Origin of the sequence: Sphingomonas sp. TZW2008, assembly GCF_002117915.1 — a bacterium.
Classification (GTDB): domain Bacteria; phylum Pseudomonadota; class Alphaproteobacteria; order Sphingomonadales; family Sphingomonadaceae; genus Sphingomonas.
Genome location: NZ_BDJB01000003.1, coordinates 311,172 through 335,057, shown reverse-complemented (window position 1 = coordinate 335,057; position 23,886 = coordinate 311,172). Strand labels below are relative to the sequence as shown.

The following is a 23,886-nucleotide window of genomic DNA, read 5'->3' as shown; positions in this document are numbered from 1 at the left end:
ATACAGTGATACACAGGAGGAGGATCGATCATGCGTGCGCTGACCCTGGCAATGCTGATGCCGCTTGCCGCGTGCAACATCAGCTGGTCCGACGATGACGACGGCCCCGCGATCGCGGCGAGCGGGAGCGGCACAACGCGAAGCTATGCCGCGACCGACTTCACCAAGATCGATCAGCGCGGCCCCGACGACATCGACGTGCGGGTCGGCTCGGGTTTCTCCGTGCGTGCCGAAGGCGACGCTGAAACGCTCGACAAGATCCGTATCGCGCGCATTGGCGATTCGCTGCGGGTCGGGCGCGCGCGGCTGAGCGGCATCAACTGGAACAGCGGTGAGGGCATCAAGATCTACGTAACGATGCCGCGTATCGCCGGGGCGAACCTGGCCGGATCGGGCGACATGAACATCGACCGCGTCGAGGGCGGCGCGTTCGACGGCGCGATCGCGGGATCGGGCAGCATGACGCTGGGCAGAGTGGCGGTGGAGGCGCTGGGCCTGTCGATCGCCGGATCAGGCAGCGCCGCGGCACGCGGCACGGCGGATATGCTCAAGATCAACATCGCGGGGTCAGGGGATGTCGATGGCGACGGGCTCGAGACGCGCGGCGCATCGATCAACATTGCGGGATCGGGCAGCGTCAAGGCGATGGTGGACGGTGACGCCAAGGTTTCGATCATGGGATCCGGCGACGTCGATCTGGGGCCGAAGGCGCGCTGCAAGACGAGCAAGATGGGCGCCGGTGAGGTGCGCTGCGGCGGCTGAACCCCTTGCGCGGCGCGCGCGGTTGGTGCGACGTGCGCGCATGACGCCTCGCCTGCTGCCGCTCGCCCTGTTCCTGCTGTCCGCGACGCCGGCGTCGGCGGCGGATCGCGTCTTCTCGGTCGGCAGTTACGACCGCGTGCGTGTCGACGGGCCGTTTGAGGTGCGCATCGTGACGGGAACGTCGCCGGGCGCAAAGGCGTCGGGCGACCGGCAGCTGCTGGAGCGGCTCGCAATCGCGGTCAACGGTACGACGCTGACGGTGCGGATCGGCACCGGGGGGTGGGGCGAGACGCCGCTGCGCCGTGACGGTAGCGCGCCGGTGGTATCGCTGTCGACACCGCGGCTGACGACGCTGTTCGTGACGGCGGGCGCGCAGGTTAAAGTCGATCGGATGAAGGCGCAGCGGATCGATCTGTCGATCACGGGCAGCGGGCGGCTCGCGGTGGCGCAGGCCGATACCGATCAGCTGTACGCTTCGATCCTTGGCGCGGGATCGGTGACGCTCGGCGGGCGAGCGAACCGCGCGCGCCTGCTGACCGACGGCGCGGGAACGATGGACGCGACGGATCTGGCGGTGAATGATCTGACGGTGCGGCTGGACGGCCCGGGCGAGACGCGGGCGGCGGCGCGCTATACAGCGGCGGTCACCTCAACCGGGCTCGGCAGCGTGACGGTGACGGGCAAGGCGAAGTGCACGGTACAGGCCTCGGCCGGCGGCCCGGTGCGCTGCGGTGAGGGGGGCGGTACGGGCCAACTGCGCTGACGGTCAGCCACGCGTCGACCGGCGCCGGTCACGCAAAAAGCCGCCGCCGCGGTGCGGCGACGGCTCGATCGAAACGCGCAGAATCGCCACCGCGCTCGAGGCGCAGCGCGACGCGGCCGCTTACTTGATCTTGGCTTCCTTGAACTCGACGTGCTTGCGGACGACGGGATCGTACTTGTTGAAGCTCAGCTTCTCGGTCTTGGTGCGCGGGTTCTTCTTGGTGACGTAGAAGAAGCCGGTGTCGGCCGTGCTGACGAGCTTGATCTTGACGGTGGTCGGCTTTGCCATGACCCGCGAATCCTGTTCTTTTGAAGCAAAACAAAAAAGAGCGGCGAGCGTGGGCGCGCCGCTTCCAACGCTGCGCCGCATGGCGGATCGGGCGGGGCAAGTCAAGCCGGGCGCGCGCTTCCTGACCTTTAGGGATTATGCTCGGAGTCGGCAGGAGGTGCTGCGTTGTGTCTCGTCGCCAAGGGTCGGACAACGTTGTTCTGGCTATCCGGACTCCTTCTCTATCCGAAGGTGCCGCGCTGGCTAAGTAACGCCGCCTTTACGCCGCGCGTGCGATACCGATGATGATCGGGATGCGGCGGCATGCCACGTCGATCCGAGGAGGGGCAGGCGATGACCAACGACGGTTTGCAGGACGTGCGCGCAGAGCTGCTGCATCGCATCGGCGCGATCGAGTGGCGGGCGCGGCCCGGCGTGATCGCGGGTGATATCGACGCGATCCGGCGCACCGCGCACCGTGCGCAGATGCTGCCCGCGGTGACGGTCGCGCAGCTGCTCGAAGCGGCGCTGGCGCGCGGCGAACGCGGCGCGCTCGTCCATGGCTGGCTCGGCATCCTGCGCGAAGCGGTCGGCAGCGACCGGCAGGACGCGGCAGCATCCGCCGCGTTCGCCGCGGCCTGCCAGGTGCGCTTCGCAGCGTGATCGTTTGCGATGGGTGAGTTGATGGCTGCGCTGGTGCTCGGCGCGATCTGTCAGGCGGGCGATAAGACGCCGTGGCTGGCGGCGATCCTAGCCGATCGTTTCCGGGCGCCGGGACTGGTGATCGCCGCGACCGCCGCCGGCCTCGCCGCGAATTACGCGCTTGGCGTCCTCGGCGCACTGCTGATCGCGCCGCTGCTGACGCCTAATGCGCGGCTGCTGCTGCTTGCGCTCGCGCTGGTGCTCGCGGGGGCGAGCACGACGCTGCGCGCGACCTCGCCCGATCGGCTGGAGGGATGGCGGCTCGGTTCGTGGGGGACGAGTGTATTGGGCCTTGCGATCATGATATTCGGCGATCGCATGCAGTTCATCGTCGCCGCGCTGGCGGCGGGGAGCACGCTGCCGTGGCTCGCCGCGATCGGTGCGACGATCGGCGCGCTGGCGGTGGCAGCGCCGGCGGCGCTGATCGGCGAGCGGCAGTGGCTCGCGCTGCCGCAGCGCGCGATCCGCTGGACCACCGCCGCCCTGCTGGTGATCGCGGGCGTGGTGTTCGGCCTGTCGGCGGTGCGGTTGATCTGATCGGCGGGCGCGATGATCGCGATCGCCGGCTTGCGTGGAGCGATTCTACGATCGGTCCGTTGTCGCAACGAACCGTTCTGATGGAGCCGAAACCGTGGCCGATATTGCCCCCCAGCTGAAGACCCCGACCGACCTGCAGCGCAACGACGTCAAGTCGGTTGCCGATGCGCTCAACTCGTCGCTCGCCGATTGCTACGCGCTGTACCTCAAGACCAAGAATTTTCACTGGCACGTCTCGGGGCCGCATTTTCGCGACTACCACCTGCTGCTCGACGATCAGGCGACGCAGATCTTGGGCGTGACCGACGCGATCGCCGAGCGCGTGCGCAAGACGGGCAACGTCACGCTGCGGTCGATTGGCGATATCTCGCGCCGGCAGACGATCACTGACAACGATCGTGACTTCGTGCCAGCAGCCGAGATGCTTTCCGAGCTGCGCGAGGACAATCTTAAGCTGGTCGAGAGCTTCCGCGTGGTAAAGGACGCCGCCGATGCGGCGAAGGACAATGCGACGAGCGGGATCGTCGACGACTGGACCGACGAGGCCGAGGAGCGCGCCTGGTTCCTGTTCGAAGCCAGCCGCAAGGCCTGACGCGCCATGCTGAAGTGGGCGCTGATCTTCCTCGTGCTCGGGCTGATCCTGGGCGCGATGGGGTTTGGCGGTGTCGGCGGCGCGTTCGTCGGTATCGCCAAGATCCTGTTCTTCGTTGCGATCGCGATTTTTGCCGTGCTGCTGGTGCTCGGCTTGGTCGCGGGCAAGACGGTGAAGGACGCGATCGACTGATCGCAGGGCCGCGACGCTTCAGTTGCGTCGCGGACCAAGCGTGACGAGCCAGATGTCGGGGGGCGCACCGATGCGCACCGGTACCATGCTGGTGCCGAGGCCCGCCGTGATGACGAGCGTGCGTCCACCCTCACGCACGATGCCGCAGCGATAGCGGTTGCCGTAGCGCGACGGCACCCACAGCGCGCCGATCAGCGGCAGCACGATCTGGCCGCAGTGCGTGTGGCCGGCGAGCAGCGTGGCGGTGGGTGGCAGCTTGGTCGCCACGTCAGGCGAATGGGTGACGAACAGCCGCGCGCCGGGTTTGCTTTGCATGGCCGCAACCGTGCGTGCCACGCGATCGTGCCCGCTGTACGCGTCGCCGACGCCGCCGATCACCAGCGGACCGCGCACCGCCGCCTCGTTCTCTAGCACGGTCGCACCGCCCGCCCGCACCGCGCGCGCGACCGCGGCGGAATCGCTGTCATTGTCGTGGTTGCCGAGCACCGCGATCGTCCCGAGCAGTGGGTGCAGGCGGCGAAGCGCGGCGGCAAGCGATGGGGCGGCGGCGCGCGCGGTTCGGCCTTCGTGCCCATCGACGAAATCGCCCGCCAAAATCACCAGCGCAGGGTTCGTCGCGGCGATCCGGTCGATCATCCGCACGAGACGATCCGCCGGCATCGCGCCGCCGCCGGCGTGGATGTCGCTGGCGAGGGCGACGCGGATCGGCGGCGCCCCGCGCGGCCAATCGGGCAGTGACAGCGTCACGCGGCGGATGACCGGATCGCGATGCGCCGCGCGCCAGCCGCCAACGAGGATCGCGAGCACGACGACGATCGACACGCCGGCGAGATAGCGGAGCAGAGCGGACGCACGCGGCATGCCCGACGCGATAGCCGGAGCGCAACCGCGGTGCCATGCGTTGGCTGTGCCATGCACGCCTTCGCCCAGCTGCTCGATTCACTGATCTATACGCGGTCGCGCAACGCCAAGCTGAAGCTAATCGGCGACTATCTGCGCGCGACGCCCGATCCAGACCGCGGCTGGGCGATGGCGGCGCTGACCGGCGACCTCGACATTCCGGGCGTCAAGCCGGCGGTGATCCGCGGGCTGATCGAGGAGCGGATCGATCCCGTCCTCTATCGCATGAGCCGCGACTTCGTAGGCGATTCGGCAGAAACGGTGTCGCTGTTGTGGCCGACGCCCGAGGTGCTGCCCGACGTGCCGCCGCTGAGCGTATCGGCGGTGGTCGATCGGCTGATGCACTTGCCCCGCGGCGAGGCGCCGGCGGCGCTCGCTGCGATGCTCGACGTGCTCGATCCGGAAGAGCGGTTCGCGCTGCTCAAGATGGCGACGGGGGCGCTGCGCGTCGGCGTGTCCGCACGGCTAGCAAAGCAGGCGCTGGCCGATGCCTTCGGCATCGCGGTGGAGGCGGTGGAGGAGGTGTGGCACGGCATCGATCCGCCGTACGACGCGCTGTTCGCCTGGGCCGAGGGGCGCGGCGAGCAGCCGACCGCCGCCGATGTGCCGGTGTTCCGCCCGTTCATGCTCGCGCATCCGCTGGAAGATTTGCGCGTCGACCTCACCGACTATGTCGCCGAGTGGAAGTGGGACGGCATCCGCGTGCAGATCGTCCATGTGCCAGGTGAAGGCGGCGGCGAGACGCGGCTCTACAGCCGCACCGGTGACGACGTGACGCGGGCGTTTCCTGATGTCGCCGCAGCGTTCGCGACGCATGGCGTGGTCGACGGCGAACTGTTGGTGAAGGGCGAGGCGCAGGGCGGCACGCTGGAGGACGGCGGCGGCGCGGCGAGCTTCAACGCGCTGCAGCAGCGGCTTGGGCGCAAGGTCGTGTCGGCAAAAATGCTCGAGGAAGCGCCCGCCTTCGTGCGGCTGTACGACATCCTGTTCGACGGCGCGGAGGATCTGCGCGAATTGCCGTGGCACGCGCGCCGCGCCCGGCTGGAGGCGTTCGCCGCGCGGCTCGACCCCGATCGCTTCGACGTGAGCGCGGTGGTGGAGGCGGCGGACTTCACCGCGCTGGAGGGCATTCGCGCCGGCGCACGCGACGCTGCAATCGAAGGGATGATGCTCAAGCGGCGCGATTCGCCCTATGTGCAAGGGCGGCGCGCGGGACTGTGGTACAAGTGGAAGCGCGATCCGCTGACCGCCGACTGCGTCATGATGTACGCCCAGCGCGGCAGTGGGCGCCGATCGTCCTTCTACAGCGATTATACCTTCGGCTGCTGGACCGCGGACGGCGAGCTGCTGCCGGTGGGCAAGGCCTATTCGGGGATCACCGACGAGGAGCTGAAGATGCTCGACAAGTTCGTGCGGACCAAGACGGTCGCGCGGTTCGGGCCGGTGCGCGAGGTGGAGAAGACGCTGGTGCTGGAGATCGCGTTCGATTCGATCCACGCGTCGAAGCGGCACAAGTCGGGGGTCGCGATGCGCTTCCCGCGGATCGCGCGCATCCGGACCGACAAGCCTGCGGCGGAGGCGGATACGGTGGCGGCGCTGGAGAAACTGGTGACGTGAGGGACCGGCCCTCGCGAGGTGCGGGCGGATGGTGTCCGCCAGGGAGGGGACCGTGCGGCATCAATCGATACATGATCAGGGGATCGAGCGTTCACCTTCGACCGTGAGATCGCGTGCCGACCTGAGAACGAGGTGCGTCTGGAAATAGTATTTCCCCGTCGGCTGCCCATTGGCCGTGAAGTCGATCCTCGTTTTTCGAGCGACGCCGCGGACGGCGATCACCTTGCGCACGAGATGACTTTCGACCGGCTGTCCCAGGCGCTCGACCAGCGCCTGCTCCTGCGGCAGTGCGATCACGATCGTCAGGTTTCGGGGGTCGCGATAATCCTTCTCGGAGTTGAGGTATAGAAAGCCGCCCTGCCTGCCCGTCGCGCGTACAACCATCTCGAACACGCCGCCGATCCCACGCGGCATTTCCGCTGCGTTGATGACCGCTTGCACTGGCGACAGCCGCGACGACGCGGCTGGAGATGGTTGCGCCGCGGATTGAACCGGCGCCGCCATGCAAGCGATCGCGATCGTCACAAGTGTCCGCTTCATCGTCGACTCCCCCCTTGTGGCACCCTGCCACTGCCATGTGACAGCCGGCTTACTGTAGCTTAGCCGTGAATTTCAGGTCGAACGATCGGGCCGCCGTGCCTCCTCGCGCGTCAGCCACTGCGCCTTGAGCGTCTCGCTGGTGGCGCGCGAGCCGTCGTGGCTCCAGCCGGGTGGGCGCCAGAGGTAGCCGAGCTTCGATCCCCACGGCGCGTGCCATGCGTCCCGCGCGATCGCGATCCATTCGTGGAACGCGGCCCACAAAAGGTTGAAGCTGCCGAGCTGATGGACGATGCCGTAGCGCGGCCGATCGTCATCCCGTTCGGGCTCGAACGTGCCGAACAGGCGATCCCAGACGATGAATACGCCGGCATAGTTGCGATCGAGATAGCGCGGGTTGGTGGCGTGGTGGACGCGGTGGTGTGAGGGCGTGTTCATCACCGCCTCGACCCAGCGAGGCAGCCGGCCGATCACCTCGGTATGGATCCAGAACTGGTAGACGAGGTTGAGCCCGGCGACGAAGAACACCATCGCGGGCGGGAAGCCAAGGAGGAACAGCGGCAGCCGGAAGAGGAAGGCGAGGCTGAAGAAGCCGGTCCACGTCTGACGCAGCGCAGTCGACAGATTATAGTGCTGCGAGCTGTGGTGGATGACGTGGCTCGCCCAAAACCAGCGGACGCGATCCGCCGAGCGGTGGAAAAGGTAGTAAGCGAGATCGTCGAGCACGAAGGCGACGACGAACCAGTACCATGCATAGCCGATGTCGAAGAGGCGGAAGCGATGCAGCCAGGTGGCGAGCGCGAAGACCGCGCCCGCCGACAGGACGCCGGCAACGGTGCTGCCGAGCCCAAGACCGAGTGAGGTGAGCGTATCACGCGCTTCGTAGCGCGTCCGGTCTTTCGCCCAGGCGACGACCATCTCGGCGAGAACGAGCAGGACGAAGCCCGGCACCGCCAGGCTCACGGGGTCGGGTAGCGCCATGGTGCGCGGCAAGCCTCTCCTGTTATGAAGAAGTGCTTACACGCGTGTAAGTTGCGGCGCCAGCCGGCGGACGTCGAGATTGTCGACCCCGGCGACGAGGACCTCGCCGAAGCGCCGCTCGCCGGTGGCGACGACCATCCCCTCATGCGTCGCGCGCACGTCGCGCCAGACGATCTCGCGCGCCGCGATGCGGGCGCCATGTGCCTTCACCACGACGATACGCATGCCGTCGCCGAAGATCAGCGCGGCGCGCCCGTCGCTGCCGACCGCCGCGGACTGCGCGACGAAACCAGGAAGCGATTCTTCTGCGGCGAGCATGACCTGCTCGGGATCGGCGAGCCGCCGGTCGGTACCGCCGAGCTTGAGCCAGGCAGCGAGCCCGGCGAGCGCGAGCACCGCGGCGAGCGAGGCGGCGAAGACGATCCAATTCATGCGGGGCGATCGGTCGGGAGGAAGGATGACGCGTCGGCGATCGATGCCGCGCGCTTACTCGGCGGGTTTTACGGCATCCATCAGCGGGCGCAGCCCCGAGATGTCGTAGCCGGCGCCGCGCGCCTGCGTGACGAGCGCCTCCGCATCGGCGCCGAGCCCCGCCTGCGCCAGCGCCCAAAGGTTGCACGAGCGGGTGCCCGAGCGGCAGTAGGCGAGCACCGGGCCGCTCGCGGTGGCGAGCGCATCGATCATCGCGCTGACCTGCGGCATCGAAAAGCCGGCATGCGTCACGGGGATGGCGGTATAGGCGAGGCCGTGATCCTCGGCGGCGGCGCGGATCGCGTCGCCGGTCGGCTGGCCGCCCTCTTCGCCATCGGGCCGGTTGTTGACGATCGCGACGAAGCCCGCGGCCTTGATCGCGGCGATATCCTCGGGGGCGATCTGCGGGGCGACCGAGACGCGATCGTCGATGCGGCGGATGTCGAGCATGGCATCGTTCCTAGCGCAGGTTGGCGCGGGGGAGAACCGCTTCGTCGAGCCTGTTTCGGCGATTCCGGTTGGCGCGGCGTATCGATCGAGCCGGCGTGGCGGCGACGGGGCAGACGGGCGGCGTCGGATCTCGAGCAGCCGCTGTGGCGATGGCAAAGCGAGCACCCGTACGTCAACGGCGGAAATCGCTGAGTCCGGTTCGTTGCGTGTGGGCGTTCAACCGATCGGTAGAGCTGGTCGATCGATACGGCGGCTAATTCTCGCGGATCACCCTAAGGAAGGGTTCGCCATAGGCATCGAGCTTGCGTTGGCCGATGCCGGTCAGGCGGCCGAGCGCGTGGAGCGTGGCGGGCCGGAGTGCCGCCATCTCGCGCAGCACCGAATCGTGAAAGATGACGTAGGGTGGGACGCCAGCCTCCTGCGCCAGCTCGCGGCGGCGGTTGCGCAGCGCGTCGAACAGCGGATCGTTGACGGGATTGGCTGGCTGATCACCGCGGCGGCGGCGCGCGCGCTTGGGCGGGACGACGAGCTTCAAACTGTCCTCACCCTTGATTAGGCCGCGCGCGGCGGGGCCGAATTCAAGCCCGCCGTGATGATTGGCGCGTAGCGCGTCGCGCAGCAGCAGCGCGCGCCCGACGGGCTTGAGCAGCATCGCCTCGTCGCCGGCGACGATGTTCCACACCGACAGCGCCTCGTGCCCGTTCATCAGGCTGCGCTCGCTCGATTTGCCGGTGAGCACCTCCTCGACATAGGTCGCGCCGAAGCTCTGCCCGGTGCGGAACACCGCGGAGAGATATTTGCGCGCCGTCTCGGTCGCGTCGATCGCGGCGGGGGGCGAGAGGCAATTGTCGCAATTGCCGCATGTCTCGGGCGGGTGCTCGCCGAAATGCGCGAGCAGGATGCGGCGGCGGCAACCTGCGGTCTCGACCAGCGCGCCGAGCGCGTTCAGCCGCTGACGCTCGCCGGGCTGGCGGGCGGGCTCGACCTCGCCGATGCGCTGGCGCGCGCGGGCGAAATCGTCTGCGCCCCAGAAGAGATGCGCGACCGCCGGATCGCCATCGCGCCCGGCGCGGCCGGTTTCCTGGTAATAGGCCTCGATCGATTTGGGCAGGCCGGCGTGCGCGACGAAGCGCACGTCGGGCTTGTCGATCCCCATGCCGAACGCGACCGTGGCGCAGATCACCATGTCCTCGCTGGCGACGAAATCTGCCTGGTTGCGGCGGCGCACTTCCGGATCGAGCCCGGCGTGATACGCGCGCACCGGGCGCCCCGTCGTGGTGCGCAGCGCGTCGGCCATCTTCTCGGTACCAGCGCGCGAGGGGACGTAGACGATCCCGGCGCCGGGCGTGTCGCGGATCAGGTCCGCGATCTGGCGCGTCGTATTGTCGCGCGGCGTGATCGCGTAGCGGATGTTGGGGCGGTCGAAACCCGCGACGATCATCCCGTCGTGCGGGATGCCGAGCTGTTCGAGGATGTCGGCCCGCGTATGTGCGTCGGCGGTCGCCGTCAGCGCGAGGCGCGGGACATCGGGGAAGCGATCGAGCAGCGGGCGCAGCAGGCGGTAATCGGGGCGGAAATCATGCCCCCACTCGCTGACGCAATGCGCCTCGTCGATCGCGAACAAGGCGACGCGGCCGCGATCGAGCAGCTCGCGGAAATCACCGGTCGAGGCGCGTTCCGGGGCGATATACAGCAGGTCGAGCGCGCCATCGAGGAAGCGGCCGCGCGTCTCCGCCTTGTTCTCGTCAACGCTGGTGAGCGTCGCGGCGCGGATGCCGACCGCCTCCGCCGCGCGCAGCTGATCGTGCATGAGCGCGATCAGCGGCGACACGACGACGCAGGTGCCCTCGAGCATTGTGGCGGGCAGCTGATACGTCAGCGACTTGCCCGCGCCCGTCGGCATCACCGCGAGCGTCGACTGCCCTGCGAGGACACGGTCGACGACCTGGCGCTGAACACCGCGGAAATCGGGGAAACCAAACAGCTTCTGAAGGATGGGAACGGGATCGGCGGCCATTGCCGGCGGCTCTAGGCGGGGGAGGCGGGGGCGGCAACCAGCCGGCAGGCGGGAACCACGGATCGGCGCCGGGCATTGATCCGACGTCATTTCGGGAGAGAATCGATGCGCAGGACGTGGGGAGGCATGTCGCTGATCGTGGCCGCGGCGTTGGTGGGATGCTCCGCCCCGCGTGACGACACGCAGGCGAACGCCTCTGCATCCGAGACCAAAGATGATGTATCGGCGGGGGGCGCCGGCGTGACCCGCGAGCTCGTTCCCGCAGCCACGCCGAGCGCTTCGCCGGTGGCGCAGATCCAGGCACCCGCGATCCAGACGCAGCCGGGGCCGAAGGGGAACAACGTCGCATTGAACCGCGTCGCCGTCACCGGCGATATCCTGACGGTGTCGATGACCTTTTCGGGCGGCACGTGTTGCGTGCATATGCGCATCGAGGACGTCAGTGTGATCGACGACGCGACGTCGCAGCGGATCGGCGTGTTGAAGGACAACGCCGGGAAGTACATGGCGGCGCCGCTCGAATCGAACGGCACGAGCGTGAGCCCGGAGAGCTGGCGCACCCCTTCGGTGGTGTGGTTCAAATTCCCCGCACCGCCCGCGACCAGCAAGACGGTGTCGATCGCGCTGCCCGGCGTGGCGCCGTTCGATGCGGTGCCGGTGACGCGATGATCCGTCGGCCCACAGGTTGGGCGTTGGCAGGCGCGGCGGCGATCGGCCTTGCAGCATGCGGGAAGCCGGCACCGGACGCCGCGGTAGAGCAACCTACCGAGGCAGCACCCGCCGCGACGCCGACCGCGCCGTCACGGCAGATCGGTACCGTCAGTGCGCTGAGCGGGACGACGAGCCCGCTCAGCGGCGCCGTCAGTGACTTCGTGGTCGAACGGACCGCGATGCAGACGCGCGTCCAGCTCGCCGCCGACACGCTGTTCGCGTTCGACGAGGCGACGCTGACCCCGGAGGCGCAGGCCAATTTGCAGCGCGCGGCCGATCTGGTGCGTCAGGGCGGACCCGGCGAGATCAGCGTCGTCGGGCACAGCGACGCGAAGGGGGAGGAAGCGTACAATCTCGACCTGTCGACGCGTCGCGCCGAAGCAGTGGTCGCCTGGTTGAAGAGTCAGCCGGGCATGGCGGGTCGCGCGTTCGTCGCCGCCGGCCGCGGTGAGGCCGAGCCGATCGCACCCAATGCGCGCCCGGACGGCACCGATGATCCGGACGGCCGGGCGCGAAACCGCCGCGTCGTCGTCAACATCCCGCGGTGATCGAATCGCACCGGGTCGGCTGATCCGGTTGATGCGCTGCGCCAGTGACGCGGCGCCGCCGACGCGCTAGGCCGATCGCATGAACACCGTTCGCGACAATCGTGCCGAGCAGGAATTCGAGCTCGACCTCGACGGCCACCGCGCCGTCGCCGCCTATCAGCGGGAGGGGGGCCGCATCGTCTTCACCCACACTGTCGTGCCGCCCGCGATCGAGGGGCGGGGCGTGGGATCGAAGCTGATCCGCGCCGCGCTCGACAGCGCGCGTGATCAGGGGCTGAAAGTCGTCCCGCAATGCCCGTTCGTCGCGGCGTTCATTCGCAAGCATCCGGCGTATCGCGACCTGCTGGCGTAGCAAGGAACGAAGCGCGACGCCGGCGTCGCGACGTTCGACGTATGAAGTGGGTCTGACACTAGGATTATGACGCGTCAGCCGACCCCGTAGCAGTCGACGGCGCGTACCATCCAAGTCCGCGCGGCAGGTCTGACCGGGCATGGACGCTGTTCGCGCAGCAGCTTAGCTTATCCCCTCTTCTCAGTGTTTCCGCAGCAAGCACACCTGGCGAGCGGTGAGCGGCTTAGCCGTCGACCAGCGCCTCGCGCCGCTCGTTCGCCTGGCGCGCCCATAGTTCGGCATAGGTGCCGTCGGCGCGCAGCAACTCGGCGTGCGTGCCCTGTTCGACGACGCGCCCAGCCTCGAGCACGACGATCTTGTCGGCATGGACGATCGTCGACAGGCGGTGCGCGATGACAATGGTGGTGCGGCCGCGCTCGATCGCGTGGAGCGTCGCCATGATGTCCGCCTCCGTCCGGCTGTCGAGCGCCGACGTCGCCTCGTCGAGGATCAGGATCGGTGGGTTCTTGAGCAACGTGCGCGCGATCGCGACGCGCTGCTTCTCGCCGCCCGACAGTTTGAGCCCGCGCTCGCCGACGCGCGTGTCGTAGCCGTCGCTCTGCCCCTCGATGAAGCCGGCGATCGCGGCACCGCGCGCAGCGGCGTGGATCTCCGCTTCGCTGGCGCCCTCCCGGCCGTAGGCGATGTTGTAGCCGATCGTATCGTTGAACAGCACCGTATCCTGCGGCACGATGCCGATCGCGCGGCGCAGCGACGCCTGCGTGACCTTGGCGATATCCTGCCCGTCGATCGTGACGCGCCCGTCGGTGAGATCGTAGAAGCGGTAGAGGAGGCGCGCGAGCGTCGACTTGCCCGCGCCCGACGGGCCGACCACCGCGACGGTGGCGCCGGCGGGGATGTCGAGCGTGATGCCCTTCAGGATCAGCCGATCGGCGTCGTAGCCGAAACGCACGTCCTCGAAGCGCAGAAGGCCGCGATCGACCACCAGCGGCTGTGCGTCTGGCGCGTCGACCACCTCTGACGGCGTGTCGACCAGATCGAACATCGCGCCCATGTCGATCACGCCTTGGCGGATCGTGCGATAGACCATGCCGAGCAGGTCGAGCGGGCGGAACAGCTGCGCAAGCAGCGTCGAGACGAGCACCACGTCGCCGGCGCTGAACCGCCCCTGCGCCCAGCCCCAGACGACGAACGCCATGCCGCCGCCGAGCATCAGGTTGGTGATCGCCCCCTGCCCGACGTTGAGCCAGGCGAGGCTGTTTTCCGAACGCACGGCGGCCTTGGCGTAGGCGCCCATCGCCGCGTCGTAGCGCTTGGCCTCGCGGTCCTCGGCGCCGAAATATTTCACCGTTTCGAAGTTGAGGAGCGAATCGACCGCGTGCGCGACCGCACCGGTATCGAGATCGTTCATCCGTTCGCGCAAGGCGGCGCGCCAGTCGGTCACCTTCCGCGTGAACCAGATGTACACGACGACCATCACCACCGTCGCGGCGACCAGCGGCCAGCCGAATTTCACCCAGAAGATGCCGAGCACGAGGCTTAGCTCGAGCACGGTCGGCGCGATGTTGAACAGGAGGAAGTAGAGCATCGTGTCGATGCTCTTGGTGCCGCGCTCGACCACCTTCGTGACCGCGCCGGTGCGCCGTTCCAGGTGGAAACGTAGCGACAGATCGTGGAGGTGGCGGAACACCTGCGCGGCGAGCCGGCGTGTCGCCTCCTGCCCGACGCTCTCGAACACCGTGTTGCGCAGATTGTCGAACAGCGTGCTGCCGAACCGCGCGGCGGCATAGCCGATGACGAGCAGAATCACGAGACTGGCGGGCGAGCGCGGCACGCCGGCCATGCCATCGACCGCACCTTGCAGCGCGAAGGGGGCGCCATAGACCTGCACCAGCTTCGAGGCGACGACGAGCAGCATCGCGCCGGTGACGCGCAGCTTCATCCCCGGTGCGTCCGAGGGCCAGAGATAGGGGAGGAAGCGGCGCAGTGTCGGCCCGAGCGGGCGGTCGGCGGTGCGGTTGGTCGGATCGGAAGGCGGCATTGCCGCGCTATGTCGGCGCGGGAGCGGCCGGGTGCAATGGCCCGGACGTGGGGGCTCTCGCGTACAAAGTCTTACACGCGGGTTCCGGCACGATGCGGCTTGCGTCGCGGGCGTCGCTGGCGGATGGGCGCGCGCCTGATGGTCGACAAGAGCTGGGGGCTGGCCCCAACACCACCAATTGAACGACGCGCGCGGGGCGAGCCGCTGGCCGACCGACTGGAATCGCGCGCGGCGGCACGTGCCGCATCGGCCGCCTCTCGCGAAACGGCGCGGCAGTCGGCGCGCGCGGCGGATGCGGCGCTGAGGGAGAGCGATCCGCATACCGCAGCGGCGCAGCGGCGGCGCGGATCGGGGCGCAAGGACATCGTGCGCGAGGATCGCGACACCAGCGGCTATCGCATGGTGACCGATCCGGCGCGGATCCGCGCGCTGGCGGCGCGCGGCGCATCGGCCCAAAGCCTGTCCGACGTCCTTGGCCTGCCGGTCGAGACGATACGGCAGGCACTGGCGGACGCCGGCTGAGGCGTAGGCCGGCTGAGGGGGGGCGAGCCTAGTTGGTGGCGCCGAGCCCGGTGACGTAGCTGGCGCCGTGGCGGATCTCGGCGGTCGAGCCCTTCAGCGCGTCGCCGATCGGTTCGGCGCGGCCGCCGAGGCAGGGGGCGAGGAAATTCTCCGTCACCGCGTTGAACGCGATGTTGTTCACCGGCCGCGCGAAGCCGTGGCCCTCGTCGGGGAAGACGACGTAGGTGACGGGAATGTTCTTTGCGCGCATCGCGTCCACCACCTGGTCGCTCTCGCGGATGTTGACGCGCGGATCGTTCGCGCCCTGACCAATCAGCAGCGGCCGCTTGATCTTGTCGGCGGCGAACAGCGGCGAGCGTTCCTTGAGGATCGCCTGGCCTTCCGGCGTGGTCGGATCACCCATGCGGCGGTACATCTGCTGCTTGCCGGCCTCCCAATAAGGCGGGATCGCGGCGAGCAGCGTGTTGAGGTTCGACGGGCCGACGATGTCCACCCCACAGGCGAACGTGTCCGGCGTGAAGGCGAGACCGGCGAGCGTGGCATAGCCGCCGTACGAGCCGCCCATGATGGCCACCTTGTTCTTGGTGGTGACGCCGCGCTTCACCGCCCAGTCCACCGCGTCGAGCAGATCGTCGTGCATCTTGCGGCCCCATTCCATGTTGCCGGCGGCGAGGAACTTCTTCCCGAAGCCGGTCGAGGCGCGGAAGTTGACCGATAGGACCGCGTAGCCGCGATTGGCGAGCCACTGGTGGTAGCTGTTGTAGCCGTAGCCGTCGCGGCCCCATGGGCCGCCGTGGACGAACAGCACCATCGGCACCGGCCTGTCCGCCGTGCCGTCGCCGTTCGCGTCGGCACCCTTGGGCAGCGTCAGATAGGAGACGAGATCGAGCCCGTCGCGCGACCTGATGACGGTCGGGATCATCGGGACGAGCGGCGCGCCGACCAGCGCTGGGCGCGAGACGTAGAGCTGCTTCAGCGTCTTTGCCCGGCGATCGTAGACCCAGGTCGAGGCGGGGGCGGATACAGGATCGAACGCGACGAGCCACTTGTCATCCGCCTCCGTGCGGCTGGTCACCGTGAACTCGCCCTTGTTCTGCGCCTTGAGGAAGGCGAGATCGGCCTTCACCGCGTCGCCCACGGGCACATACTCGCTGCGGAGATAATCCTGCTGATACGCCTCGATCGTGCCGGTCCCGGGGTTGAACAGCGCGCGCCTGACGTCGACGCGCGGATCCTGCGCGACGAGCGTCATCTTGCCGTTCGCATCCTGCGCCATGATCGCGCTGGTGTCGCGATCGCGCGAATCCATCCAGTAGATCGTCTTGCCGTCGGTGGTGATGCCGAGCGGCGCGGTGGTGAGGCTGTCGTCATGCCCGTAGGAGACGAGCGGGGTCGCCTCGACCGTGCCGTTGGTCACGCGGAACCAGTCGTCACCGCCGTCGGGGCGCGGACGCGAGGCAAGCCGGACGGTGAGCGCGTCGTCGGCGAGGAACCCGCCGTAGCCCTCGTTCCGCATCACCAGCGTCAGCTTGCCGGTCGCGAGATCGAGGCTGTAGACGTCGTGCCAGCGTGGATCGCGGTTGTTGAGGCCGATCAGGATGCGGTCTTTGATCGTCGTGCTCTCCCCGATCGGCATCACGCGAACCTTGTCGAAGGGCGTATAGTCGCGCGCCGCGCCACCATCGACGGCGACGCCGTAGAGGCGGAAGTTCTCGTCGCCGCCCTTGTCGTTGACGAACAGGATCTGGCGCGAATCGGGCGCCCAGAAGGTCTGGCGGATCGGACGAATCTTCTCGGCGGTCAGCGGGCGCGCGGCGGCGGGATCGGCTGCGGGCGCGACCCACACGTTGAGAACCCCGTCGCGCGGCGCGATGAAGCTGATCCACTTGCCGTCGGGGGACAGGAGGCCGCCGGTCTTCTCGGGATTGCCGAACAGCTTGGTGCGCTCGATCAGCGGCACATCGCCGGGCGCCTTCGGCGCGGCGAGCGCCGCAGTGGCGGCGGCAAGCGCGATGCCGGTCGCAGCGAGCAAAATCTTGGTCTTGGACGGCATGATCGATCCTCCCCTGGCAGTCGCGTTCCCGACCGGTGTCCGGGTGTGTCATCATACTAAGACACACGCAAGAGTTTCCAGGGAACATCTTGTGTCGATACGGTTTTATAGCCGGGAGAGTGGAGGCGATGTATGCAACCGATCTTCTTCGTCCTGGCGATTATGGGCTGTGGGGACGATACCAGTGCATGCGCTGAGGCACGCATCGAGCCGGTGCAGTATGCAACGGTGCAGCAGTGCCGCGCGGCGCTGCCGGCGGCGCTCGCGCGCAACACCGACCTTAGCTATCCAGTAATCAGCGCAGCCTGCCGCTCGAACGGTCCGCAGTGGGTTTCGGCGAGCGAAACGAAGCCGAAGGGCTGATCGTCAGCGGCGCGTCGCGGCGAGGATGTAGTTCAGCGCGAGCGAAGACGAGAGACTGAACCCCGACGTAGGCGAAAAGGCGATGCCGCGGCTGTCGCGCACGTGTAGGCCACTGGCCTCAAGCATCGTTTTCAATTCGTCGGGTGTGACAAAGCGATCCCAGTCATGGGTTCCGCGCGGGATCTGCCCGGTTCCTTCGGCGACAGTAATCATCGCGACGCGCGACAGCGGCGTGCGGTTGGGCGTCGACACGATCAGCAGACCGCCAGGTGCGAGCGTCGCGGCGAGCCCCGCGACGAAGGTGGTGGGATCGGCAACGTGCTCGATCACCTCGAGGCATGTGACGAGATCGAACCTCTCGCCCGCTGCCGCCTCGATCCCGCCGGCGCGATAATCGATTACCAGGCCGCTCGTCTGGGCGTGAAGACGGGCCACCGCGACGTTCTCCGCCGCGGCATCGAACGCGGTCACGCGTGCGCCGAGGCGTGCCAGCGGTTCGGCGAGCAGCCCGGCACCGCAACCGACGTCAAGCGCGGTGCGGCCCTTCAGCGGTGTGAAGCTTGCGGGGTCGCCGTCCCAGTGCCGGTCGGCCTGCTCGCGGATGTAGCGCAGCCGGACCGGGTTGAGCCGGTGAAGCATCGCGGAGGAGCCACGCGGATCCCACCATTCCTTCGCCATCGCGCCGAAATGCGCGGCTTCCTTCGCGACCACGCTGGCGCTGCCCGGCGCCGGGACGGTGACATTGGCGGTGGGAGAGGTATCGGTTGTTACGGTTGCGTCGGCCATGTGCGCTTCCTATCAGGCGCGCCTGTTTCTCCCAAGCATTCCGAAGGTCTCAGCGCGTGGCCCGCATCGTCATGAAGTTCGGCGGCACATCGATGGCGGGGATCGAGCGGATCCGCTCGGTCGCCGCGCGGGTGAAGCGCGAAGTGGCGGCGGGCAACGAGGTGGCGGTGGTCGTCTCCGCGATGGCGGGCGAGACCGACCGGCTGGTCAATTTCTGCCGCGAGGCGAGCGCGCTGTACGACGCGCGCGAATATGACGTCGTCGTTTCGGCCGGCGAGCAGATCACCAGCGGGCTGTTGGCGATCGCGCTGCAGGCGGCGGGCGTTCCCGCGCGCTCGTGGCTCGGATGGCAATTGCCGATCGATACCTCCGATGCCTTCGCCAAGGCGCGGATCGAGGATATCGGCACCGACGCGCTGCTCGCCAGCATGGGCGCGGGCGAGGTGGCGGTGATCCCCGGCTTCCAGGGCGTGCACGACCAAAGGGTCACGACGCTGGGCCGCGGCGGATCGGACACGTCGGCGGTGGCGGTCGCGGCGGCGATCAAGGCGGATCGCTGCGACATCTACACCGACGTCGACGGCGTCTATACCACCGATCCGCGCATCGTGCCGCGCGCGCGCAAGCTCGCCAAGGTAACGTACGAGGAGATGCTGGAGCTCGCCAGCGTCGGCGCCAAGGTGCTGCAGACGCGATCGGTGGGCCTCGCCATGAAGGAGAACGTCCGCGTCCAGGTGCTCTCGTCGTTCACCGGCGAGACGGCACCGATGGCGGATACGCTGCCCGGAACGATGATCGTGGGCGAACAGGAGGTTGAAGACGTGGAACGCCAGCTGATCACCGGGATCGCGCACGACAAGAACGAGGCGAAGATCACGCTGACCGCGGTGCCCGACAAGCCGGGCTCGGTCTCCGCGATCTTCGAGCCGCTCGCGGCGGCGAACATCAACGTCGACATGATTATCCAGAATATCGCGCATGGGTCGGGCTCGACCGACGTGACCTTCACCGTGCCAGCGGCGGATCTCGCCCGCTCGATCGAGGCGCTCAACCAGGGGCGCGAGGCGATCGGCTTCGGCGAGCTGGTGCACGACACGCGCGTGGCGAAGATCAGCGTCGTGGGCGTCGGCATGCGCAGCCACGCCGGCGTCGCGAGCACGATGTTCTCGACGCTGGGGCAACGCGGAATCAACATCCAGGCGATCTCGACCAGCGAGATCAAGGTGAGCGTGCTGATCCACGAAGACGAGACCGAGCTCGCGGTGCGCGTGCTCCATACCGCCTACGGGCTGGATGCGGACGAGGCGGCGTAGGTAGATCCGCCGCCCGTCCTTAGGCACCCCGCGGTTCGTATGACTCAGGGCTGACCAGACGCGATTAGTCACTCCCCAAGCAGATGGACCGCGACTTCGCGGCGATGTGGCGCGCGGCGGTGCTCGAACAGGTAGATGCCCTGCCACGTACCGAGCACCGGGCGGCCGCCGACAACGGGGATCGACAGGGTCGTGGCGGTGAGCGCGGCGCGCAAGTGCGCAGGCATGTCGTCCGGGCCCTCGTCGTCATGCTCGTACGCGCGTGATTCGGGTGCGATCTGCGCGACCCAGCGTTCGAGGTCACGCCGTGCGGCGGGGGCGGCGTTCTCCTGGATCAGCAGCGATGCCGAGGTGTGGCGGATGAACAGCGTCAGCAGGCCCTGCTCGATCGCGGTTTGCGCGACCCAGGCCAGCACTCGATCGGTGATTTCGTGCAAACTCTGGCCGGGCGTCGCGACGATGATGTTGCTCGATTGTTGCCGCATATTTGTCTCCGCGGCCGCGCCGGTGTAGCGGCGCGGGCATGACCGATACCGCCATCGACCGCCCGAGTTCCACCGACAGCGGCGCTGCCCGCCTCACCCGCCGCATGGCGCGCGGCGCGGCGTTCCTCGGCAGCGAGGTGGCGATCATGGCGGGCGCGATGAGCTGGGTGAGCGAGCGCAACCTCGTCGCCGCCATGTCCAACGCCGGCGGCTTCGGCGTGATCGCGTGCGGCGCGATGACGACCGACCTGCTCGACGCTGAGATCGCCGCGACCAAGGCGCTGACCGACAAGCCGTTCGGCGTCAATCTGATCACGATGCACCCCGATCTGATGGCGCTGATCGCGGTCTGCGCGAAGCACCGCGTCGGGCATGTCGTGCTCGCTGGCGGACTGCCACCGAAGGGGTCGCTCGAGGCGATCAAGGCGCCGCGGGAAGACGGCAGCCGTGCGAAGGTGATCTGCTTCGCACCGACGCTGGCGCTGGCGAAGAAGCTGATCCGCTCGGGCGTCGACGCGCTGGTGATCGAAGGGATGGAGGCGGGCGGGCATATTGGCCCCGTTTCGACCAGCGTGCTGGCGCAGGAGATGCTACCTGAGATCGCCGAGGCAGTGCCGGTGTTCGTTGCCGGCGGGATCGGGCGTGGGCAGGCGATTGCGGGATATCTCGATATGGGCGCGGCGGGCGTTCAGCTCGGCACGCGCTTCGTGTGCGCGAACGAGTCGATCGCGCACCCGAAGTTCAAGCAGGCGTTCATCCGCGCCTCCGCGCGCGATGCGGTGGCGAGCGTACAGATCGATCCGCGGCTGCCGGTGATCCCCGTGCGCGCGCTGAAGAACGCGGGCGGCGAGCTGTTCACCGCCAAGCAGCGCGAGGTGGCGCAATCGCTCGACGAGGGTGCGGTGGCGATGGCGGAGGCGCAGCTGGCGATCGAACATTATTGGGCGGGCGCGTTGCGCCGCGCGGTGATCGACGGCGACGTCGAGCACGGCAGCGTGATGGCGGGCCAGTCCGTCGGCATGGTGACGAAGGAAGAGCCGATCACCGACATCATCGCGACGCTGCTCGACGAGGCGGCAGAAGCGCTCGCGGCGCGCGCAGCGTAGCGGGCGGCGCCATCACGCAGCACCGGATCGCGGGGAAGCGGCAGGTCGGCTCTTCTAGGATCGCCCGTTCTTTAGCGCAGGCACGACAGGCGCGGCGCTGGCTGCCTGTGTCGCTAGACCGGGTCGGAAGGGGCGGCGCGTTTGCCGCACGACCGTTGCGGCTATTCGCGGCGAACCGTTCGGCGCACGCTTTAGACGGCATTAACCTTAGTGCGCGCATCGCGGGGCATCAGGAGCCGGGGGAAAACGGAGCCGCCATGTCCCGCGTCAGCATTGTCATGTCCCGCGTCAGCAAAGCCGCTGCCATCGTCGCCCTAGCCGCCATCGCCGGATGTGCCGCCAAGCCGAAGGAGATCGCGGCGGTGCCGCCGCCGCCACCGGCGCCGGTCGTGCCCGTCTATGTCGCGCCGCCGATCTCGCCGATCAACCGTGGACTGAGCGAAGCGGCGACGGTGTGGCATGTGCGCTCGGCGCTCAACGTCGCGGCGCTCGCGTGTCGCGGCGCGGGGGAGGCCGAGATCGTGCGGCGCTACAATGCGATGCTCGCGACGCACAAGACCACGCTCGCCGGCGCGCAGACGACGCTGTCGGCCGAGTATAAGGCGGGCGGCGGCGACTGGCAGGATCGCTACGACGACGCGATGACGCGGCTCTACAACTTCTTTTCGCAGGCGCAGGCGCGCGACGCCTTCTGCACCGCCGCCGCAGCGACGCTGGCGGAGAGTGAGCGGCTGACCCCGGGCGAGCTGCAGCGCTTCGCCGCGGTGGTGCTGCCGACGCTCGACGCGCCATTCGCCGAGATGGCGCTGCCGCGGCAAGTGATTGCGGTCGCCTCCTCGACGATGGGGCCGGTCGTCGCGCCGGCGAGCTACGCGCCGCGCGCCGTCGCGGCTCCGGCCGTCGCGCCGCGTTCGATCGCTCCATTGGCCGCGCCAACGGCAGTGACGACGCCTGTGGCAGCGGCGATCGTCAAGCCGCAGCCGATGCCTGCCATGGGAACGCGCGCTGTGGCGATCCCGCCGTCGCCGGCCACCACATCAGCACCGAAAGCGGCTACCCGCGTCGTGCCGAAGCTGGAGCTCGACCTCACAGGCCTGTGACAGCCGGCTGATCGCGCGGCACGGCGCGCGACGCCGCAACGTCTTCATTGATAACGCGCCGGCCGGGTTGCAGCGTGGGGTTCCGCGCGGCGGTGCGTTCGGTTAACAGCGCTTTCATGGAGACCGGCCGCGCCGACCTGCCCGTCGAGGGGCGCTTCGACGGGATCGAGCACCGCCTGCCCGTGCGCGTCTATTTCGAGGATACCGACCTGTCGGGCGTCGTCTATCACGCCAATTACCTGCGCTACATGGAGCGTGGGCGATCCGACATGCTGCGGCTCGCGGGCGTCGACCAGCGTGCCGCACAGGAGGCGGGCGAGGGCGCCTATGCCGTCGCGAGCCTTGCGATCCGCTATGCCGCGCCCGCGCGGCTCGACGATGCGCTGATCGTCGCGACGCGCGTGACGGCGGTACGCGCCGCCAGCGTCTCCATTCATCAGAGAGTCATGCGCGACGCGCTTGTGCTGGCCGAAGCGGACGTGGTGGCCGCGCTGGTCGCCCCCAGCGGGCGGCCGCGGCGGCAACCGCGCGCGTGGATCGACCGTTTCGCGGCTCTCGTCGATCAGGGGGAAACAAGGCCTTGAACCCGTTCTTCAATACCGACGCTGCCACCTTGTCGCCGATCGCGCTGTTTTTGCAGGCTGATTTCGTCGTCAAGGCGGTGATGTTCGGTCTGCTCGCGGCGAGCGTGTGGACCTGGGCGATCATCTTCATGTTCTGGCGCAAGCTGGGCCGGACGCGCAAAGCGACCGAGGTGTTCGAGCGCGATTTCTGGAAGGCGGAGGATATCGACGCTTTCTACAAAACACGCGCCGACGAGGATCTGCCGAGCGCGCGCGTCTTCGCCGCGGGCGTGGCGGAATGGCGGCGATCGACGCAGGGCGTCGGCATCGACCGTTCGGGCACGCGCGAGCGGCTGGCGACGACCATGGGCGCCGCGGTGGCGAACGAGATCGACAAATTGTCCGACCGGTTGAACGTGCTGGCGACGGTGGGCTCGGTGGCGCCGTTCGTCGGCCTGTTCGGCACGGTGTGGGGCATCATGCGCAGCTTCACCAGCATCGCGAGCCAACAGAACACGAGCCTTGCGGTCGTCGCGCCGGGCATTGCGGAAGCGCTGTTCGCCACCGCGATCGGCCTATTCGCGGCGATCCCGGCGGTGATCGCGTACAATCGCTTCAGCCACGGCATCAACCGGATCGAGGCGCGATTGAACCGCTTCGCCGACGGCTTCCACGCGACGCTGTCGCGCCAGCTCGACCGCGAGAAGTGAGAGGGTAGCCGATGGCGATGCAGCTTCCCTCGCAGCGCTCGGGCGGGCGCCGCGCGCCGATGGCCGACATCAACGTGACGCCGCTGGTCGACGTGATGCTGGTGCTGCTGATCATCTTCATGGTGACGGCGCCGCTGCTGACCGCGGGCGTGCCGGTGAACCTGCCAGACAGCCGCGCCAAGCCGCTCGACCAGGACAAGCAGCCGACCGAGATCTCGCTCGACGCCGACGGCAAGATCTTCATCGCCAAGGAAGAGGTGAGCGCCGACGCGCTGCCCGCGCGGCTCGACGCGATCGCCGCGGCGGCGGGCGAGGGCGAGCCGCCGCAGGTGTATCTGCGCGCTGACCGCGTGCTGGGCTACGGCCAGGTGATGAAGGTGATGGGTGAGCTCAACCGCGCCGGGCTGAACCGCGTGGCGCTGGTGACGATCGGGGACGAATAACC

At 68.4% G+C, this 23,886-nt stretch carries 29 protein-coding genes; 18 read left to right on the top strand and 11 right to left on the bottom strand.

All coding sequences use genetic code 11. The annotated features are described in order from the left end of the window. Nucleotides 1–30: 30 nt before the first annotated feature. Nucleotides 31–762 (top strand): head GIN domain-containing protein, encoded by a 732-nt coding sequence (locus tag B7L05_RS03300; protein ID WP_085808779.1) that lies wholly within the window; start codon nt 31–33, stop codon nt 760–762. A 40-nt stretch (nt 763–802) separates the two neighbouring features. Then, a complete protein-coding gene (locus tag B7L05_RS03295) occupies nt 803–1,525 on the top strand; it encodes a GIN domain-containing protein (protein WP_085808778.1) in 723 nt (240 codons plus the stop codon). A 120-nt stretch (nt 1,526–1,645) separates the two neighbouring features. Here B7L05_RS03295 and rpmG read toward each other — a convergent pair whose 3' ends face one another. Next, nucleotides 1,646–1,813, bottom strand: a complete 168-nt coding sequence (gene rpmG, locus B7L05_RS03290) for a 50S ribosomal protein L33 (protein WP_028967260.1) — start codon at nt 1,811–1,813, stop codon at nt 1,646–1,648. Nucleotides 1,814–2,116: 303 nt separating this feature from the next. On the opposite strand from rpmG, the gene B7L05_RS03285 reads away from it, so the two are divergent. From B7L05_RS03285 to B7L05_RS03270, 4 genes are all read left to right on the top strand, one after another. Further along, the gene (locus B7L05_RS03285; RefSeq protein ID WP_256926583.1) at nt 2,117–2,455 is read left to right on the top strand and encodes a hypothetical protein; all 339 of its coding nucleotides are present in this window, start codon (nt 2,117–2,119) and stop codon (nt 2,453–2,455) included. Between the two features lie 21 nt (nt 2,456–2,476). Beyond that, nucleotides 2,477–3,031 carry a TMEM165/GDT1 family protein gene (locus B7L05_RS03280; protein ID WP_256926582.1) on the top strand — a complete coding sequence of 185 codons (555 nt, stop codon included), beginning with the start codon at nt 2,477–2,479 and terminating at the stop codon, nt 3,029–3,031. 94 nt (nt 3,032–3,125) lie between these two features. Further along, entirely contained in the window at nt 3,126–3,623 is a 498-nt protein-coding gene (locus B7L05_RS03275; protein WP_085809075.1) for a Dps family protein, read from the top strand. 6 nt (nt 3,624–3,629) lie between these two features. Continuing rightward, nucleotides 3,630–3,815 (top strand): DUF1328 domain-containing protein, encoded by a 186-nt coding sequence (locus tag B7L05_RS03270; protein WP_085808775.1) that lies wholly within the window; start codon nt 3,630–3,632, stop codon nt 3,813–3,815. Nucleotides 3,816–3,833: 18 nt separating this feature from the next. Here the strand turns inward: B7L05_RS03270 and B7L05_RS03265 are convergent, their stop codons facing one another. Beyond that, on the bottom strand, nt 3,834–4,676 hold the full coding sequence (locus tag B7L05_RS03265) for a metallophosphoesterase (RefSeq protein WP_085808774.1): 843 nt from the start codon (nt 4,674–4,676) through the stop codon (nt 3,834–3,836). Between the two features lie 51 nt (nt 4,677–4,727). On the opposite strand from B7L05_RS03265, the gene B7L05_RS03260 reads away from it, so the two are divergent. Next, nucleotides 4,728–6,332 (top strand): cisplatin damage response ATP-dependent DNA ligase, encoded by a 1,605-nt coding sequence (locus tag B7L05_RS03260; RefSeq protein ID WP_085808773.1) that lies wholly within the window; start codon nt 4,728–4,730, stop codon nt 6,330–6,332. Nucleotides 6,333–6,407: 75 nt separating this feature from the next. On the opposite strand, the gene B7L05_RS03255 is transcribed toward B7L05_RS03260, so the two are convergent. The 5 genes from B7L05_RS03255 to recQ form a co-directional block, all read right to left on the bottom strand. Beyond that, nucleotides 6,408–6,857, bottom strand: a complete 450-nt coding sequence (locus B7L05_RS03255) for a hypothetical protein (protein WP_256926581.1) — start codon at nt 6,855–6,857, stop codon at nt 6,408–6,410. 87 nt (nt 6,858–6,944) lie between these two features. Continuing rightward, nucleotides 6,945–7,850 (bottom strand): sterol desaturase family protein, encoded by a 906-nt coding sequence (locus B7L05_RS03250; protein WP_085808771.1) that lies wholly within the window; start codon nt 7,848–7,850, stop codon nt 6,945–6,947. Between the two features lie 36 nt (nt 7,851–7,886). Beyond that, nucleotides 7,887–8,282 carry a hypothetical protein gene (locus B7L05_RS03245; protein WP_085808770.1) on the bottom strand — a complete coding sequence of 132 codons (396 nt, stop codon included), beginning with the start codon at nt 8,280–8,282 and terminating at the stop codon, nt 7,887–7,889. A 54-nt stretch (nt 8,283–8,336) separates the two neighbouring features. Next, nucleotides 8,337–8,771: a TIGR01244 family sulfur transferase gene (locus B7L05_RS03240; protein WP_085808769.1), complete on the bottom strand. Its 435-nt coding sequence runs from the start codon at nt 8,769–8,771 to the stop codon at nt 8,337–8,339. 253 nt (nt 8,772–9,024) lie between these two features. Next, on the bottom strand, nt 9,025–10,788 hold the full coding sequence (recQ, locus tag B7L05_RS03235; RefSeq protein ID WP_085808768.1) for a DNA helicase RecQ: 1,764 nt from the start codon (nt 10,786–10,788) through the stop codon (nt 9,025–9,027). Nucleotides 10,789–10,914: 126 nt separating this feature from the next. Here recQ and B7L05_RS03230 point away from each other — a divergent pair, with 126 nt between their 5' ends. From B7L05_RS03230 to B7L05_RS03220, 3 genes are all read left to right on the top strand, one after another. Then, nucleotides 10,915–11,457 carry a hypothetical protein gene (locus B7L05_RS03230; RefSeq protein WP_085808767.1) on the top strand — a complete coding sequence of 181 codons (543 nt, stop codon included), beginning with the start codon at nt 10,915–10,917 and terminating at the stop codon, nt 11,455–11,457. Beyond that, on the top strand, nt 11,454–12,047 hold the full coding sequence (locus B7L05_RS03225; protein ID WP_085808766.1) for an OmpA family protein: 594 nt from the start codon (nt 11,454–11,456) through the stop codon (nt 12,045–12,047). Before B7L05_RS03230 ends, B7L05_RS03225 begins: the two co-directional genes overlap by 4 nt. Before the next feature lie 79 nt (nt 12,048–12,126). Continuing rightward, nucleotides 12,127–12,399, top strand: coding sequence for a GNAT family N-acetyltransferase (locus B7L05_RS03220; protein ID WP_085808765.1), 273 nt, complete (start codon nt 12,127–12,129; stop codon nt 12,397–12,399). 223 nt (nt 12,400–12,622) lie between these two features. On the opposite strand, the gene B7L05_RS03215 is transcribed toward B7L05_RS03220, so the two are convergent. Beyond that, nucleotides 12,623–14,440: an ABC transporter ATP-binding protein/permease gene (locus tag B7L05_RS03215; RefSeq protein WP_085808764.1), complete on the bottom strand. Its 1,818-nt coding sequence runs from the start codon at nt 14,438–14,440 to the stop codon at nt 12,623–12,625. Nucleotides 14,441–14,539: 99 nt separating this feature from the next. On the opposite strand from B7L05_RS03215, the gene B7L05_RS03210 reads away from it, so the two are divergent. Then, complete coding sequence (locus tag B7L05_RS03210) at nt 14,540–14,962, top strand: hypothetical protein (RefSeq protein ID WP_144037098.1); 423 nt, start codon at nt 14,540–14,542, stop codon at nt 14,960–14,962. A gap of 28 nt (nt 14,963–14,990) precedes the next feature. On the opposite strand, the gene B7L05_RS03205 is transcribed toward B7L05_RS03210, so the two are convergent. Continuing rightward, nucleotides 14,991–17,015, bottom strand: coding sequence for a S9 family peptidase (locus B7L05_RS03205; protein WP_085808763.1), 2,025 nt, complete (start codon nt 17,013–17,015; stop codon nt 14,991–14,993). A 132-nt stretch (nt 17,016–17,147) separates the two neighbouring features. Between B7L05_RS03205 and B7L05_RS03200 the strand changes: the two genes are divergently transcribed. Then, entirely contained in the window at nt 17,148–17,378 is a 231-nt protein-coding gene (locus B7L05_RS03200; protein ID WP_085808762.1) for a hypothetical protein, read from the top strand. 3 nt (nt 17,379–17,381) lie between these two features. Here the strand turns inward: B7L05_RS03200 and ubiG are convergent, their stop codons facing one another. Beyond that, nucleotides 17,382–18,164, bottom strand: a complete 783-nt coding sequence (ubiG, locus tag B7L05_RS03195; protein ID WP_085808761.1) for a bifunctional 2-polyprenyl-6-hydroxyphenol methylase/3-demethylubiquinol 3-O-methyltransferase UbiG — start codon at nt 18,162–18,164, stop codon at nt 17,382–17,384. Nucleotides 18,165–18,220: 56 nt separating this feature from the next. Here ubiG and B7L05_RS03190 point away from each other — a divergent pair, with 56 nt between their 5' ends. Next, the gene (locus B7L05_RS03190; protein ID WP_085808760.1) at nt 18,221–19,477 is read left to right on the top strand and encodes an aspartate kinase; all 1,257 of its coding nucleotides are present in this window, start codon (nt 18,221–18,223) and stop codon (nt 19,475–19,477) included. 68 nt (nt 19,478–19,545) lie between these two features. On the opposite strand, the gene B7L05_RS03185 is transcribed toward B7L05_RS03190, so the two are convergent. Beyond that, entirely contained in the window at nt 19,546–19,962 is a 417-nt protein-coding gene (locus tag B7L05_RS03185) for a secondary thiamine-phosphate synthase enzyme YjbQ (RefSeq protein ID WP_085808759.1), read from the bottom strand. 38 nt (nt 19,963–20,000) lie between these two features. On the opposite strand from B7L05_RS03185, the gene B7L05_RS03180 reads away from it, so the two are divergent. From B7L05_RS03180 to tolR, 5 genes are all read left to right on the top strand, one after another. Further along, nucleotides 20,001–21,068: a nitronate monooxygenase family protein gene (locus B7L05_RS03180; protein ID WP_307718246.1), complete on the top strand. Its 1,068-nt coding sequence runs from the start codon at nt 20,001–20,003 to the stop codon at nt 21,066–21,068. 257 nt (nt 21,069–21,325) lie between these two features. Then, a complete protein-coding gene (locus B7L05_RS03175; protein ID WP_144037097.1) occupies nt 21,326–22,168 on the top strand; it encodes a hypothetical protein in 843 nt (280 codons plus the stop codon). 116 nt (nt 22,169–22,284) lie between these two features. Further along, complete coding sequence (gene ybgC / locus B7L05_RS03170) at nt 22,285–22,752, top strand: tol-pal system-associated acyl-CoA thioesterase (protein ID WP_085808757.1); 468 nt, start codon at nt 22,285–22,287, stop codon at nt 22,750–22,752. Then, entirely contained in the window at nt 22,749–23,441 is a 693-nt protein-coding gene (gene tolQ, locus B7L05_RS03165) for a protein TolQ (RefSeq protein ID WP_085808756.1), read from the top strand. The genes ybgC and tolQ overlap by 4 nt, the downstream gene beginning before the upstream one ends. 11 nt (nt 23,442–23,452) lie before the next feature. Continuing rightward, complete coding sequence (tolR, locus tag B7L05_RS03160; RefSeq protein ID WP_085808755.1) at nt 23,453–23,884, top strand: protein TolR; 432 nt, start codon at nt 23,453–23,455, stop codon at nt 23,882–23,884. Nucleotides 23,885–23,886 lie beyond the last annotated feature (2 nt).